General features: G+C 64.2%; 13 protein-coding genes. 9 read left to right on the top strand and 4 right to left on the bottom strand.

Annotated features, from left to right (window positions below):
* Nucleotides 1–77: 77 nt before the first annotated feature.
* The 4 genes from ACIPV6_RS02125 to ACIPV6_RS02110 all read right to left on the bottom strand — a co-directional run bounded on the left by ACIPV6_RS02125 (nucleotide 78) and on the right by ACIPV6_RS02110 (nucleotide 3662).
* Entirely contained in the window at nucleotides 78–1328 is a 1251-nt protein-coding gene (locus ACIPV6_RS02125) for an RNA polymerase sigma factor (protein ID WP_400269309.1), read from the bottom strand.
* A 33-nt stretch (nucleotides 1329–1361) separates the two neighbouring features.
* Nucleotides 1362–1769 carry a YciI family protein gene (locus tag ACIPV6_RS02120; protein WP_400269308.1) on the bottom strand — a complete coding sequence of 136 codons (408 nt, stop codon included), beginning with the start codon at nucleotides 1767–1769 and terminating at the stop codon, nucleotides 1362–1364.
* A 202-nt stretch (nucleotides 1770–1971) separates the two neighbouring features.
* On the bottom strand, nucleotides 1972–2538 hold the full coding sequence (locus ACIPV6_RS02115; protein ID WP_400269307.1) for a hypothetical protein: 567 nt from the start codon (nucleotides 2536–2538) through the stop codon (nucleotides 1972–1974).
* Between the two features lie 167 nt (nucleotides 2539–2705).
* A complete protein-coding gene (locus ACIPV6_RS02110) occupies nucleotides 2706–3662 on the bottom strand; it encodes a 5'-3' exonuclease H3TH domain-containing protein (RefSeq protein WP_400269306.1) in 957 nt (318 codons plus the stop codon).
* Nucleotides 3663–3822: 160 nt separating this feature from the next.
* Between ACIPV6_RS02110 and ACIPV6_RS02105 the strand changes: the two genes are divergently transcribed.
* The 9 genes from ACIPV6_RS02105 (at nucleotide 3823) to ACIPV6_RS02065 (ending at nucleotide 15792) form a co-directional block, all read left to right on the top strand.
* Nucleotides 3823–5736, top strand: a complete 1914-nt coding sequence (locus ACIPV6_RS02105; RefSeq protein WP_400269305.1) for an FAD-binding monooxygenase — start codon at nucleotides 3823–3825, stop codon at nucleotides 5734–5736.
* Nucleotides 5737–5929: 193 nt separating this feature from the next.
* Nucleotides 5930–6829, top strand: a complete 900-nt coding sequence (locus ACIPV6_RS02100; protein ID WP_400269304.1) for a MurR/RpiR family transcriptional regulator — start codon at nucleotides 5930–5932, stop codon at nucleotides 6827–6829.
* Nucleotides 6830–6875: 46 nt separating this feature from the next.
* Nucleotides 6876–7781 carry an NAD(P)-dependent oxidoreductase gene (locus ACIPV6_RS02095; protein WP_400269303.1) on the top strand — a complete coding sequence of 302 codons (906 nt, stop codon included), beginning with the start codon at nucleotides 6876–6878 and terminating at the stop codon, nucleotides 7779–7781.
* Between the two features lie 40 nt (nucleotides 7782–7821).
* Nucleotides 7822–9369 carry an aldehyde dehydrogenase family protein gene (locus tag ACIPV6_RS02090; RefSeq protein WP_400269302.1) on the top strand — a complete coding sequence of 516 codons (1548 nt, stop codon included), beginning with the start codon at nucleotides 7822–7824 and terminating at the stop codon, nucleotides 9367–9369.
* 42 nt (nucleotides 9370–9411) lie between these two features.
* Nucleotides 9412–10638 carry an amidohydrolase gene (locus tag ACIPV6_RS02085; RefSeq protein WP_400269301.1) on the top strand — a complete coding sequence of 409 codons (1227 nt, stop codon included), beginning with the start codon at nucleotides 9412–9414 and terminating at the stop codon, nucleotides 10636–10638.
* Entirely contained in the window at nucleotides 10635–12011 is a 1377-nt protein-coding gene (locus ACIPV6_RS02080) for a DUF3100 domain-containing protein (protein WP_400269300.1), read from the top strand. Before ACIPV6_RS02085 ends, ACIPV6_RS02080 begins: the two co-directional genes overlap by 4 nt.
* Before the next feature lie 72 nt (nucleotides 12012–12083).
* Complete coding sequence (locus ACIPV6_RS02075) at nucleotides 12084–13250, top strand: serine hydrolase domain-containing protein (RefSeq protein WP_400269299.1); 1167 nt, start codon at nucleotides 12084–12086, stop codon at nucleotides 13248–13250.
* Nucleotides 13251–13555: 305 nt separating this feature from the next.
* On the top strand, nucleotides 13556–14353 hold the full coding sequence (locus ACIPV6_RS02070; RefSeq protein ID WP_400269298.1) for a glycosyltransferase: 798 nt from the start codon (nucleotides 13556–13558) through the stop codon (nucleotides 14351–14353).
* Entirely contained in the window at nucleotides 14350–15792 is a 1443-nt protein-coding gene (locus ACIPV6_RS02065; protein WP_400269297.1) for a glycosyltransferase family 4 protein, read from the top strand. Before ACIPV6_RS02070 ends, ACIPV6_RS02065 begins: the two co-directional genes overlap by 4 nt.
* Nucleotides 15793–15818: the final 26 nt, after the last annotated feature.

Genomic DNA, 15818 nt, shown 5'->3' with positions numbered 1-15818 from the left:
TCAAACCTGCTTTTTTCGACGGGAGGGAGTGTCTGTTGAGACTGGGATTGGGAGTCCTACCCATGGCGTCGCCCCGATCAAGCGCCCAGTTCCTCGATTTTCCGCTCGAGCACGAACCGTTCAGCAGCGTTGGCACATCGGTCAAGCGCCAGCATGAGCGCTTCCCTGGCCTCTGCTTTCCTGCCCATGCGCGTCAACAGCTCGCCGCGCACCGCCGGCAAAACATGGGAGCCCCGCAGCCCGCCGTCGTCCACCAGCCCGTCCACGATGTCCAGGCCCGCCGCGGGTCCCGAAGCCATGGCGACGGCCACGGCCCGGTTCAGTTCGACGATCGGCGAGGGGGTCAGCCTGCCAAGGGCCTCATAAAGGATCACGATTCGGGCCCAGTCGGTAGCGGCGACGCTGGCAGCAGCAGCATGGCACTCCGCAATCGACGCTTGCAGTCCGTACGCGCCCAGCCCTCGTCCAGCAGCAACCGCGGTGGCGAGTGCCGCCTTGCCGCGCCGAATGGCGGACTGGTCCCACAGCCGTCGGTCCTGGTCTTCAAGGAGGACCGGGCGCCCGGCGCCGTCCAGCCGGGCAGGGAACCTCGCCGCCGTCAATTCCATCAGGGCCAGCAGGCTGAAAGCCTCAGGTTCGGGCGAAAGCCGCACCAGGGTGCGGGCCAACCTGCGGGCTTCCCCGGCCAGATCCTTACGTATCCAGTCATCGCCGGCGGTGGCGAAGGACCCTTCAGAGAAAATGAGGTACACCACCTGCAGCACGGAACCCAGCCGCTCGGGGAGTTCGTGCTCTTCCGGCACGGCGAACGGAATGTGGGCAGCGGCAAGCGTCTTCTTTGCCCGGGTAATGCGGGCCTGGATAGTGGGCACAGGAACCAGGAACGCTTTGGCGATCTGATCCGTGCCCATGCCTGCCACCACACGCAGGGTCAAGGCGATCCTGGACTCCTTGGACAGGACAGGATGGCAGGAGATGAACATCAGCGCCAGGACATCGTCCTGGACCGCTTCGGGGTTGAACAGCGCATCCACTGAAGGGTCCTCTTCTGACAGCCCGCCGGCCAGCACCGCATATTTTGCGTCACGGGCGGCGCGCCGGCGGAAAGCATCGATCGCACGACGGCGGCCCGCAGTCAGCAGCCAGGCAACCGGTTCGGTGGGGACGCCATTAACGGACCACGACACCAAGGCCTCGGCAACTGCTTCCTGGGCGAGGTCTTCAGCCAGCGGAAAGTCGCCTGTGTACCTGGCAAGGGCGCCGACGATGCGGGCGGATTCACTCCGCCACACAGCTTCGACGGCGGCCCTTGCAGCAGTGTTGCCCACGTCAGGTATCGCCCGGAGAATCAGGCCCGGCGATCAGAGCTGCCCGGTCTGTTCACGCCAGGCACGTTCCTTCTGGATCCATTCGTTGTCCTGGGGGAACTCGTCAATCCCCGGGACCCTGCGGATTTCCGTTTTGGTACCCGCCGTCATGGGCGCCCTCTTTGCCCATTCCACCGCTTCCTGCTTGGAAGCCACGTCAAGAATGTAGTACCCGGCGAACAATTCCTTGGTCTCCCCGTAAGGGCCGTCGGTCACCACGGGAGTCTCGCCGGTGAAGTCCACCACCACACCTTCCTTGGGGTCGTCGAGTCCTTCCGCCGCCAGGAGCACGCCGGCGCGGATGAGTTCGTCGTTGAACTTGCCCATGACCTCGAGCATTTCGTTGAAGTCGGCGGTCTGGAGTTTCTCCATCGACTCATCGGTTGCCCGCATGATCAGCATCTACTTGGCCATATCACTCAATCTCCTCGGTTGTGGAAGGTCGCTTTCCGACCTTCTCACTGATGGGTCGAACGGATCGAGGAAGAATCGACACGGAAACCAAAAATTTTTCAAAAAAAGGGGCAGGATCCTTCCGGTCGGCCGGCGGATCCTGCCCTCCTGTGGTGATTCTGTTGTCGGTTTTCGGGCGGGGGCCGAAAAACTACCGGCCGCCGCCCCCAATGACTCCCGCGTTGACGGCCTTGGTGACGGCGTCCGCTTCGGCCTGCGTCAGCTTGCCGTCGGAAACAGCCTTGTCCAGGCGGGACTTGAGCTCTGCGGAGCGGTCGGCCTTCGCCTCGGAACGGATTTCCTCAAGCGCCGCCGTCACCTTGGACTCATCGATTCCAAGGGCCTGCGCCAAGGACTTGGCCAAGGCCGCTTCCCGCGCCGCACGGTCCGGCTTGGTGCCTTCGGTACCTTCGCTGGGCGGAGTAGTGGGCTTGTTGGCATCACGGAACGCCTTCAAGGCGTCGGTGACCTTGGATTCGTCGACACCCAGCTTGGTGGCGAGCTTGGATGCGAGCTGGGCACCGTCACGACCGTGGCCGCCATGGCGTCCCTGGCCGTTGCCCTGCGTGGCCCCGTCAGTGGACGAGGTGGCACTGGATGTCGGGGTGCTGGGCGTCGGGGTGCTGGTGGCCGAGGCAACGCCCGTGACTCCCAGGCCGGCACCCAATGCCAGCGCTCCGGCGGTTACGCCCAGCGTGATCTTCTTGGTTTTTGACATATGCCTCTCCTGATTCGGCAGCCGGAACAGTTGCTGCACCGTAAGTACGGCTGGTGACATGCGGACAGCAGGTTGCGCCATCGTGTTCCCAGCATCCGGCACGGAACCCAGTCCGCCCTGTCGCGAAGCTGTTGATTAGCTGTGAAAGCAGCACCGAAAGCTGTGAATCAGCCCCGGCCTGCTGCGTCGAGGGAGTCAAGCAAGCGCTTGACGGCGCCACCGAGGTTCCAGTCAGAAGCCAGGCCTTCCAGTTCCTTCCTTGCCGTACCGGTCACGGGCCGAAGGGCCGCTCCGGCTTCGTCCAGTGCTGGAACTTTAAGGTCACGGGCCACCTTGACCACGGTGGGTGCCACGGCCAAATAGTCCGCGGCTGCGGACAGCTTGGCCTTCACGCCGGCCGATAACCCGCCGTCGGTGCGCCCCGCGGCTTCGAGGAGGCCGTCCAGCGTTCCGTGCGTGGCCAGAAGGGATGCGGCGGTCTTCTCACCGATGCCGGCCACTCCGGGCAAGCCATCCGAGGAGTCGCCACGGAGCGTCGCGAAGTCCGCATACTGCTGGGGCAGGACACGGTACTTTCCCACCACGTCCACGTCCGTCAGCACTTCGAGGTTCCGCATTCCGCGGGCGGTGTAGATGACCCGGACATCCCGCTGGTCATCGACCAACTGGAACAGGTCCCTGTCCCCCGTGACCACGTCCACGGGAAGCGTTGCCTGGCTTGCGTAGCTGCCTATGACGTCATCAGCCTCATGGTCGTCCACACCCACAACGGCAATTCCTGCCAGGGACAGGACGTGCCGGATGAGCGGAATCTGGGCCTCCAGGGCGTCCGGGACTTCCTCGATGTCCGGCCCGCCCTTCACCGGCCGCGCAACCCGGTGGGCTTTGTAGCTGGGGATGAGGGCGACCCGCCACGACGGGCGCCAGTTGTTGTCCCAGCAGGCAACCAGGTGGGTGGCACCGTAGTCCGCAGTGAGCCGGGCAATCATGTCCATCAGCCCCCTGACGGCGTTGACGGATGTCCCGTCGGAACGGCGGATGGTGTCCGGTACGCCGTAGAAGGCACGGAAATACAGCGAGGCGGTATCCAGAAGCATGAGGCGAGGCATACCTGATCCTGACATGCCGCCGACCTTTTTGGGGACCAACGCGCTTGCCACGGGGACTTGAACGTCTGTGTGAGCCGGATTACCATTGTGTGAGCGATAATCGAACACCTAATTCTATTATCGAACACGCTACCTATCCCAGGCACTTGTGCCCACGAAGAAGTGAGGAAAGCCCGTGCAGTTTCATCATCACGGTTATGTATCCGGTGACCCGCGGGTGGAGCCCGCTGCCGGGGTTGGTTTGGATCGTCCGGAGGTGCTTCCCGACGAGGTGGATGTCCTGATTGTGGGTACGGGCCCGGCGGGGATGTTGACGGCGGCGCAGTTGGCGCAGTTCCCGGACGTCACCACCCGGATTGTGGAGCGGCGTCCGGGTCGTTTGGCGATCGGGCAGGCCGATGGGATCCAGGCCCGGAGCGTGGAGACGTTCCAGGCGTTTGGGTTCGCGGAGCGGATCATTGCCGAGGCGTACCGGATCACGGAGATGGCGTTCTGGAAGCCGGACCCGGCGGACCACTCGAAGATTGTGCGGGCTGCGCGGGCGGTGGATGATCCCGCCGGGATCAGTGAGTTCCCGCACCTGATCGTCAACCAGGCCCGGGTGCTGGACTATTTCGCCGAATTCGCGGCGAACTCCCCGGCCCGCCTTCGCCCGGATTACGGGTACGAGTTCGTCGGCCTGAAGGTGACGGGCGAAGGTGAGTACCCGGTCGCAGTGACCCTGGTGCACACGGCGGGTCCGGACGAGGGCCAGGAACGCACTGTGCGGGCCAAGTACGTGGTGGGTGCAGATGGTGCCCGGAGCAAGGTCCGTGAGTCGATCGGCTGCCACCTGGCCGGGGACCAGGCGAACCACGCCTGGGGCGTGATGGACGTGCTTGCGGTGACGGACTTCCCGGACATCCGGACCAAGTGCGCCATCCAGTCCGGCACGGGTGGAAGCATCCTGCTGATTCCGCGCGAGGGCGGGCACTTGTTCCGGATGTACGTGGACCTCGGTGAAGTTGCAGCGGATAACCACGGGGCGGTGCGCAAGACCACCATCGAGCAGATCATCGCCAAGGCCAACGACATCCTCCACCCCTACACCCTGGATGTGCGCAACGTCGCCTGGCACAGCGTCTACGAAGTAGGCCACCGCCTCACGGACAGGTTCGACGACGTCCTGCCGGAGGACCGCGGCACGCGCACTCCACGGGTGTTCATCACCGGAGACGCGTGCCACACGCACTCGGCAAAGGCCGGGCAGGGCATGAACGTGTCCATGCAGGACGGATTCAACATCGGCTGGAAACTCGGCCACGTCCTCGAGGGCCGGTCCCCCGAATCGTTGCTGGATACCTACTCGGCCGAGCGTCAGGTGGTGGCGAAGAACCTGATCGACTTCGATAAGGAATGGTCCACCCTCATGGCCAAGAAGCCCGAGGAATTCAAGGACCCCACCGAACTGGAAACCTTCTACACCAGCACCGCGGAGTTCCCGGCCGGGTTCATGACCCAGTACGCGCCTTCCATGCTGGTCGCAGAGCCCACGCACCAGGATCTCGCCACCGGGTTCCCCATCGGCAAACGCTTCAAGTCCGCCCCGGTACAGCGGGTCTGCGATACCAACCCCATGCACCTGGGCCACCACGCCAAAGCCGACGGCCGCTGGCGGATCTACGTCTTCGCCGACACCCCAGCCTCAGGCGCCCCGGGAGCCGTGGCGGACCTCGCCGAGTGGCTCGCGACCGCGGGCGACTCGCCGCTGGCCGCGACGCCGTCGTACCTTGACCGCGACGCCTGGTTCGACATCAAAGTGATCTACCAGCAAGACCACACAGGCGTTGACATCAACGCCGTCCCCGCGGTCTTCAAGCCCACGGTCGGCCCGTTCAAACTGACCTACCTGGAAAAGGTCTTCGGCACCGACCCCGCCAACGACATCTACGACCAACGCGGCCTCAGCCGCGACGGCGTCGTGGTGGTCGTCAGGCCGGACCAGTACGTCGCCAACATCCTGCCGCTGACCGCAACCGCCGAACTCGGAGCATTCTTCGCAGGCCTCCACGCCAAGCCGAGGAACGCCAACCAACTCAGCAACGCCTGACCGAAACACCAACAAAGAGAGGTTGCCGGGAGCCACGCAAGGCTCCCGGCAACCGTGTTTTAAAGGGGACTCGCCTGAACGGCCGGCAAGTTTTACCTCGCGGAAACGAAATCTACTAGCGGCAATCAGAATTGCAGAGTATCTTTGTTGCAATGCTGATTGCATAGTGATGTACGTTACAGGGAGGAAGGCCGTGAGGAGTGAGCAGCTCGAAACCGAGGCCAGCAACGCGAATGGAACTACCTGGGAATCCGCGGATTATGCGTGGTTGGGCGACGCTCTTCCGAGCATCACGCTTTCCAAGTCGCAGGCCCGGGTAGTTGAAGTCATCGCCCGCAATCCACAGTTGTCCTCCTACGCCGACATCGCCGAAATCGCCCAACGCTCGGACGTGAACAACTCCACTGTGGTCCGCACGGCCCAGCGGCTTGGCTACCGCGGCTGGCCGGACCTGCAGCGTGAATTGCGGTCCAGGTACTTGGTGATGATCTCCACAGAAGACACCCTCAATGAACACGGCGAGCACCGCAGCCCCCTGCATGACGCCCTCAACCACGACATCGAAAACCTGCGGCTCACCCTTGATTCCAACACCCCGGACGACGTCGAAGCCGCCATCGCTGCATTGGCCGCGGCGAAGTCGATCACCGTGATTGGCCTCGGTTCGTTCGCTGGACCGGCCAGCGTCATGGCCCACCTGGGCTCAACCATGGGCTACCCCATCACCTTGGAGAACCGGGCCGGCGTGCACTTCGCCTCGGCAGCCAACAACCTTGGACCCGGCGACGTGCTGGTGGTCATCAACATGTGGCGTTCGGTCAAACAGATCATCCTCACGGCTGAGGCCGCCAAGGAGGCTGGAGCCACCGTCGTCGCCATCAGCGACATGCGCCGGGGCCGCCTCGCCGCAGCAGCCGACCACCTCCTGATCGTCGCATCGGAGGGAATCTCCTTCTTTCAGTCCGTCACCGCGGCCAACTCCATGGTCTACGGGCTCCTCGCCGGCATGGAAGCGGCACACCCCGAACGAAGCCGGGCCGCCATCCGCCGAACCCAGCAGTTGTGGAAAGACCTGGACGTCTACCTCGACTAGCAACTGCTTCCCCCTCATTACATTCTCAAGACCAAAGGAGTACTTCATGAACACCAAACGCCGCGTCGCCGTGGTGGGCCTCGGATCCATGGGCGGAGCCATGGCCTCGACCCTGCACGCCGCAGGGTGGGACGTCATCGGATTCGACCCCTCCGAATCTGCCCGCACCGCTGCTGCAGCGGGAGGAATCACCACTACGGCCAGCCTCGAGGACACGGCAGGGACCCCGTACGCAGTGCTGTCCCTCCCCTCGGCAAAGATCGTCGAGGCCACCGTGCCGACGCTGCTGGCAAAGCCCGGCGTGGTGGCCATCGTGGATACCACCACCTCCGAGCCCGGCACCAGCAAGGCAATGGCGGAACTCGCCGCGTCCAAGGGTGCCGCTTTCGTGGACGCCCCCGTGTCCGGCGGCCGGGCTGGCGCAGCCTCAGGGACCTTGAGCGCCTTCGTGGGTGGAACGGATGCCGCCCTCGCCAGTGCCGAACCTGTCCTTCAGGCACTGACCGGAGGCAAGTTTGCGCACATCGGCGGACCCGGCAGCGGCAACGTGGTCAAACTCCTCAACAATGTCCTCGCTGCGGCCAACCTGGTCTCAGTGGGTGAAGCCCTGGGAGTGGCCAAGGCTTACGGCATCGACCCCGCGGTGGCGGCTGAGAGCATCAGCAACGCTTCGGGCGGCAGCAAGGTCTCGGCAAATATGTACCCCAACTGGGTCCTGAGCGGCTCCCATGACTCCGGCTTCTCCCTTGGCCTGATGGCCCGCGACGCAGCCCTGGCCATCGACGTGGCCCGTGAAATCGGCGAACAGCCGGCGCTCCTCTCCGCGGCCGCGGGCCAATGGCAGGAAGCCTTGGCGCTTCTGGGTCCGGCAGCGGACTTCACGGAAATCGCCCGGACCGTAGCGCCGGCAGTCACTCCCGCAGGCGCCCCGACATCCAGCGACGCCGCCTAACCCCCCCCCAAGACACACCCCACGCACCAAAGGAACGACTTTGAGCATCACCACACTCCCCACCGCATCATCCACAGCCACAGCCCGGGCAGTCCTCGACGCCGCCTTCCCCTCCGGCCTCGGCGCGTTCGTTGATGGCTCGGTGGCACCTGGCGCCGGCGAGCACATCACGCTCACCGCTGCAGCAACCGGCGAGCCCTTCGCCAGCTACGCCGACCCCGGAAAGGAAGGTGCCGACGCATTGCTGGCCAGTTCCGTCCGAGGCGCCGCAGCCTGGGGCAAACTGAACGGTTTCGAACGGGCGGCCATCCTCCGCAACGTGGGCCGCGTCGTCGAACAGCACACCGAAGAGCTCGCCATCCTCGAGTCGGCCACCACCGGCAAGCCCATCCGCGACGCCCGCGCGGAAGCAGCCAAAGTCGCAGAAATGTTCGGCTACTACGCGGGCTGGGCGGACAAACTCACCGGCCAGACCATCCCGGTACCCGGCAACTGGCACACCTACACCGAGCGCGTGCCGTGGGGCGTCGTGGTGGCCATTACTCCATGGAACGCACCGCTCTTCACAGCAGGGTGGAACTCCGCAGCACCCCTCGCAGCGGGCAACTCCGTGATCATCAAACCCAGCGAATTCACTCCGGCCTCAACCCTTCGCCTGGCGCAACTGGCCCATGAGGCCGGACTCCCGGATGGCGTCTTCAACGTGGCCACCGGGTTGGGACAGACGGTGGGGTCGGCCCTGACCACGGACCCGCGCGTCGGCAAGGTCAGCTTCATCGGCTCGGTACCCACGGGCCGCCGCGTCGCCGTCGCGGCTGCCGGGGCAGGCATCCCCGCGTTGCTGGAACTCGGTGGCAAGAGCGCCAACATCGTCTTTGCCGACGCGGACCTGGAACGTGCCGCTGACGGTGCCATCTCCGCGATCTTCTCCGGCGCGGGCCAATCGTGCGTCGCCGGTTCGCGCCTCCTGGTGGAACGCAGCGTCCACGCCCGCTTCGTGGAACTGGTGGCCGAGCGTGCTGCCCGCCTCCGCGTGGGCGATCCGTTGAACGCCGAAACCGAGGTGGGTCCCATCATCACTCCCGGGCAATTCGCCACGGTCACCTCGCTGATCGAAGCGGCAATGAACGACGGCGGCCGCCGGGTCACCAGCGGAAACCTCCCTGAATCACTGGCTGGCTCAGCCCTGGCCGGCGGCCACTGGGTCATGCCCACCCTGCTGGACGGCGTGACGCCGTCGAACCGCCTCGAAACAACCGAGGTGTTCGGTCCGGTAGTGGGCGCGGATGCCTTCGACACTGAGGAAGAGGCTATCGCGCGGGCCAACAACACCAACTTCGGCCTGGCCGGGGCCGTCTGGACCTCGGACGTGTCCCGGGCCCACCATGTGGCCCGCGAAGTCAAGGCGGGAACCTTCTGGATCAACGCGTACAAGACCATCCATGTGGCGGTTCCGTTCGGTGGGTTCGGTGACTCCGGCCATGGCCGTTCGTCCGGTCCCGGCGTCCTGGACGAATACACGCAAACAAAGGCCATCTGGGTGCCCACGCGGGCCGCGGGCTCCCCGTTCCCGTCGTTGTCGTACTAAACCGCTGTCCATACAAGCCAAGGCCCCAGACCAGGAGAAGCAATGGAAGCAAGCCACACGCACCCACCACAAGACATTCTTCGCAGGTCCCTCAAGGACGGCGTGGAAAGCTGGCGCCCACGGGTCCAGGCCCTGTCGCAGGAACTGCACGCCAACCCTGAGCTCTCCTTCGAGGAGGTCCGGGCCGCCGCTTCCATCACGGCTGTACTGGCCGAAGCCGGATTCGAGGTAGCAACCGCTACAGCCGGTCTTCCCACCGCCTTCACCGCCACCGCCGGCAGCGGCGATCTGACGGTCGCCCTGTGCGTGGAATACGACGCCCTGCCTTCGGTTGGACACGCCTGCGGCCACAACCTCATTGCAGGGGCATCGGTAGCCGCAGCACTCGCCCTCCTCCCCCACGTGGACGAGCTGGGCATCACGTTGAAGGCGATAGGTACGCCCGCCGAGGAACACGGCGGCGGAAAGGCCCTGATGCGGGAGCGGGGCGCTTTTGACGGAGTGGGACTGGCACTCATGGTGCACCCCGTACAGGACGGCGTGACCTACAACCCCGCCGGTACCACTGCACAGGCTGTAGGGCGGTATGAGGCGGTCTTCACCGGTAAAGCGGCGCATGCCGCCGCAGCCCCGCACCTTGGCGTCAACGCCGGGGACGCGGCTGTGCTCAGTCAAGTGGCCATCGGGCTGCTTCGCCAACAGATCCCCGGGGATCACCGGATCGCCTGCTACGTGGCCGAGGCCGGCCATGTCACCAACATCATTCCGGACCACGCGGTGGTTCCCTTCGAATGCAGGGCGTTCACCCTGCCGGAATATGAAGCACTCCTGCAACGCGTCAGGCATTGCTTCGAAGGGGCAGCCCTCGCCACCGGGACAACCCTGGAGATCAGCGCCGTCGAACCACTGTACGAACCACTGATCCAGGACGACGACCTTGCCGCCCACTGGACCGAGGCCATGGACGCCTTTGGTAAGGACACCTCACCGTCCGCCGGAATGGGCGGTGGATCAACCGACATGGGCAACATCTCCCAGGTCATCCCCTCGCTCCACCCGTGGCTCAGCATCCCCGGCGCCAACGTGCCCATCCACTCGCACGGTTTCGCCGCCTTGGCCAACACCCCAGAGGCCTACGACGTCATGTTCGAGGCGGCCGTGGCCCTTGCCTGGACCGTGGCCGGAGCCGCAACCCATCCCCAACAAAGAGAACGCTTCGCCAACGCGGCGTACCGCGGCGGAGCCCTGATCCAGGAAGCAACATCATGAGCACCCGCATCGAAACTGCGCGGACGGACAAAGCCGGTATGCGGCTGACCCTCCCCATTGCCGCGCTGGCGTTTGTCATCGCCCTTGCTGTCCAATTCATCGGCCAAGCCAAGATCGATCTCGGCATTGGCGCAATCATCATCTTCCCCATGGTGTGGGGCCTGATATTGGGCCTCCTCGTCTCCATCCAGAAATTCAAGCCCCTGGGCCTTGACCTCCAGCGCGTCGCCTCTGCCCTGGTGGGGGTGGCCGTCCTGCTCCTGGTGGCACGCCTGGCCTTCAACATCGGCCCCAGCCTGCCCAGCCTGATCAAGGCAGGACCGGCACTGTTGCTGCAGGAAGTCGGACACCTCCTGGGGACCATCGTCCTTGCACTCCCCCTTGCCGTCCTGCTCCGCATGGGCAAGGCCACGGTAGGTGCGACGTTTTCCCTGGACCGCGAGCCTTCCTTCGCCATGGTCTCTGAGAAGTACGGACCCGACTCGGACCAGTACCGCGGGGTTCTGGCGATGTACGTCTTCGGCACCCTGTTCGGCGCCGTGTTCATCACGCTGCTGACCTCGCTCGTCTCCAACTGGAAGATCTTCGATCCGCTGGCCCTTGCCATGGGTGCCGGCGTTGGCTCCGGGTCAATGATGGCGGCTTCGGCGGCCAGCATCGTGGCTGCCTACCCCGGCGACCAGGATGCCATCCTGGGCATGGCCGCCGTCTCGAACCTCATCACTACGGTCCTCGGCGTGTACGTGGGAATCTTCATCGCACTTCCGCTGGCAGACAAGTTCTACAAGTTCCTGACCCGGAACAAGGACGAGCACAAGGTGGCAGCCGGCACGGCGAACGCACCCAAGGCGGGGATCGCCGTCGTCAATGACCACGACGAGGCGCAGGCGGAAGAGAACCGTCGCTTCCGTGAGGAAGTCGCCAAGTCCTCGGCGCACATGCAGTTGCCCTTGTGGCTTTCACTCTCTGTCCTGACTGTCCTGGGTGTTGGCACGGCGGCTGTCGCGGCAAAGGGCCTGAGCCTGTCCATCCTGGCCGGCTACGGCATCATGCTGGCGCTGGTCCTGGTGAGCCTCCTGCTCGCGAAGATCACGCGGAAAATCTCGGCGATCGTGTTCATCACCACCATCGGGGCCTACATATCCAGCCCGTGGTTCTTCGGTGCCGGCGTGCTGAACGAGGCCGTCAAGACAGTGGACTTCCTGTCCATCGCTACTGTCATGCTGACCTTGGCAGGACTTTCCCTCGGCAAGGACATCCCGCTGCTGCGCAACATCGGCTGGAAGATCATTCCGGTGGGCCTCGTGGCCATCACGGCGTCGTTCCTCCTCTCGGCCGTAATCGCCGAATTCGCCCTGGGGCTGTGGCACTAACCCGACCGGACCGCTAACGCCCACATCTAAGAGGCGCTGGTTTTTGGTCGGTGCCCGGCGTAGAACGGGCTTATGGCCATCAGGCGCAGGAGGTTGCTGCTGGCCCTTTGCCTCAGTTTGTGGTTCCTGGGCGGATGCACGGCCGGCCCGCCGGAGCCGTCGCCCCTGCCTGCCCCGGCGCCCGGTACCACGGACCCGCTCGAGCGGACGGTCCTGCATTTCCTGGAGGATGGCGTGACCTCCGTTGTCGTCCAGGTCCGGTGGCCTGGCGGTGAATGGTCCAAGGCATACGGTGTCCGGAACCTGTCCACCAACGATCCCGCCCGGCCATTGGACAGGTTCGCAGCCGGCAGCGTGACGAAATCCATGGTGGCCGCGGAGGTCCTGAAGTTGGTGGCCGAGCGGCGGCTGAGCCTCGATGGGCCTGTGAACGACGCACTCCTGCGCGTGGCGCCCGAGTTGAAGCCGCCGGGGGTCGTAACCGTCAGGGAGCTGCTGAACCATACGTCCGGACTGCCGGACTTTGGGCACGAACTCCTCCAGTCCCTCAGCGTGCGCGACGCCTTGCAGTCCAGGGTCGGCATGCAGGAGGGCCTCCGCCTGGCGGCGCAGCTGCCGTGGGAGTCCTTCAACAAGGGATTCTTCAACTACTCGGAGTCCAACTACCTCGTCTTGGGTCTGTTGATTGAGGACGCCCGGTCCAAGCCCCTGGGCAAGGTACTGCAGGATGATCTGTTCCAGCCACTTGGCCTGGCCAGGACCTCCCTCGCCGAACCGGACAGGTTAGCGCGGGACAACCTGCACGGCTACGTGCTGGACGGCAGCGATCGCGTCGACGTCACCCAGGTTGAGTCCCTGGTGGGCTCCCCCGCCGGTGGCGTGGTGTCCACCACGGCCGATATCAACGATTTCTACCGGAGTTTGCTCTCCGGCCGGGTGGTTTCCCCCGGGCTGGTCAAAGAAATGAAACAGACCGGGTTGGGCAACTATGGTCTGGGCTTGCAGCGGTTCAGTGTCGGATGCGCTGCAGACCACCGGTATGGCCACACAAGCAGCGTCCCGGGCTACCTTTCGGCGTCGATCAGCACGGACGACGGCGGCAGCCAGGTCACGATCGGCCTCGCACTTCCGCCGTTGCCGGCTGACCCTGACGACGCGGCCGTAAACAGGCGCGTGGGACTCTATTCCGCGCAAATGGTCTCGGCTGCACAGGAAACGCTGGACCACTTGTGCCAGTAATGCTCGGGCTTCGCCCGTCCACCTTGAAGGCCGATATTCCCTGACGTGCATGGTTGCAGCGGGCTTGCCCGCAGAACACAACAGGCCTAGCATTTCTGCATCCGCTGTGACGGTTATGTAACCCAGCCGGAATAAGACAAACAGGTACCTTACAAGTATCGGCCTGGCTTGGAAACTGCGTACTCGGTCTGCGAACCAGGAACCTGGCCTGGAATTTTCGAGTAGCCACTACTCGTGCCACATGGTGCTCTCCCCCAATAGCTTGGACCTCGACGTCAATTTGTTTGACTAATGGGAGGTTCCAGGTGGATTTGCTCCACTCGCTCAAAACCGAAACCGTACGTAATGGGGGCCCGCAGGCGCGTCGGCATTCCGAATCCCTGCGACGGTCCAATGTAGATCTTGAAGTCATCATTCCAGCCTTCAATGAGGCCGCCAGAATACCGGGCACCCTGATCCAGACTGTCGAATTCCTGGCCCGCCAACCGTGGTCTTCCCGCATTGTCGTGGTGGATAACGGAAGCGTTGACGAGACCGGTGCCGTGGTCGACAAGATTTCCCGGGACAGCTCCCACTCCGTTCCGATTTCCCTCATTGGGTGCTCGCGTCGCGGCAAGGGAGCAGCCGTCAGGCGGGGCCTCCTGAGCGGAACCTCCAAGTACACGGGGTTTTTCGACGCCGACCTCGCTACGCCGGTTGAGACTCTCACCGCCGCCATGGCGCACTTGGAACAAGGTGCCGCGGCGGTGATAGCGTCCCGACACGCCCCGGGTTCCACCTTCGTGCGGCCTCAACAGATAGGCAGGCGCCTCGGGGGCACGGCCTTTCGGGTCTTGACCAAATCAAAAGTCAAAGACATCCGGGATACCCAATGCGGTTTCAAGTTCTTTGAAAGGGATGCCCTGACTGCGGCCATGGTCCAATGCCGCACCACCGGTTTCGCCTTCGACGTGGAGCTGCTTGTCCGCCTGCAGCACGAACACGCGCGGATCATTGAATTGCCGGTTGCCTGGACCGACGGCGCAGCCTCCACCTTCCGACCATTCCGGGACGGAATCGCCAGTTTCGCATCGGTACTTCAACTGCAGAAAGCCATGCCATGACCGACTCTGCCCCGAACCCCGGCAACAACACTGCACATCTTGCCGGGAAGAAAATCCTTGTCCTCAATTGGCGGGACGTCAAACACACCCAAGCCGGTGGCGCCGAACAATACATGCACGAAATTTCCCTTCACTGGGTTCGTGCAGGCGCGGAAGTCACCTGGTTTACAGGTCGCGAATCCGGGCAATCCGGTGAGGATGTCATTGATGGAATACGAATTCTCCGCAGCGGTGGAACATTGGCACTCTACGCCCACGCGGCGTTGAAACTGTTGCAGACCGGCGGGCAGTTCGATGCCGTGGTGGACTGCCAAAACGGAATTCCCTTCTTTTCCCCGGCGTTCCTCCCAAGGAATACTCCTATTGTCCAATTGATCCACCACGTGCATCAGGAACAATTCCGCACCAGGTTCTCGGCGCCGCTGGCAGCGGTGGGGCGGTTCCTGGAAAGCACAGGAGCCAAGACCGTCTATGGGCGGCGTGCCATCGCGGCGGTTTCACCCTCCACCAGGCTCGAATTGCGGAAGCTCGGCTTCCAGGGCCCCATCCATGTGGTTCCCAACGGAACCATCGAGATCCCGCAAACGGTGGGGCCACGCGATCCGGAGCCGACCATCGCCGTCGTCAGCCGGCTCGTGCCGCATAAGCGGCTGGACCTGCTGTTGGGTCAGTTCGCAGTGGCCGCCAGGAGCGTTCCAAAGCTCAGGCTCGAAATCATGGGGGACGGCCCGGAACGCGCAAGACTGCAGCATCTCGCCATGGACCTGGGCCTGGATGACGCGGTGACGTTCCACGGCTACCAGCCCAATGCCGTACGGAACGCCCTGCTCAACCGCGCGTGGCTTACCGTGTCGACGTCGGCTTCCGAAGGTTGGGGTTGTTCGGTGATTGAGGCTGCCGCGTGGGGTGTGCCGTGCCTGGCCCTCCGCGTGCCGGGCATTCGCGATTCCGTGGTTGACGGGCGCACCGGCTGGCTCGTTGACACTCCCAAAGAGTTTGGAACGGCACTCGTTGCTGCTCTTGAAACCATGTCGCGGCAGGACGTGGCGCGTGGAATTTCCGCCGAGTGCCGGGACTGGGCTCGCTCCTTTACCTGGGAACGCAGTTCCGAGCTGTTGGCCGGCGTACTGCTGGAGGAAGGGCTGAGGCTCCGGGGTCGGTCGGATGACGCCAACGCACATTCGGACATGTCCACGCTGGTCAGCTTCGCCGGGCCGGCGGGCACGGGACTGCGGAACGCCATGCGGCCAACGGACGAACTTGCGGAGCACGGCAACCACGTTTCTGTCCTGATGAAGGGCAAGGACGAGTTCGAGGCTTTCGCCGTGATGCGGCGGCTCGGTGTGGTGCAGGCTGAGCTTCGTCCGGCCGGACGAAGCGCGCTCCTGGCCGGGCCGGGCAGCAGGTTTTCGCCCGCCGATGCGCTTGATGCCCGCTAGATGACATTGATGTGGCCATAACCAAG

This window comes from Paenarthrobacter sp. NPDC089988 (genome assembly GCF_044748465.1).
Classification (GTDB): Bacteria; Actinomycetota; Actinomycetes; order Actinomycetales; family Micrococcaceae; genus Arthrobacter.
The sequence above is the reverse complement of the archived record's forward strand: the minus strand, read 5'-3'. Positions and strand labels throughout refer to the sequence as shown.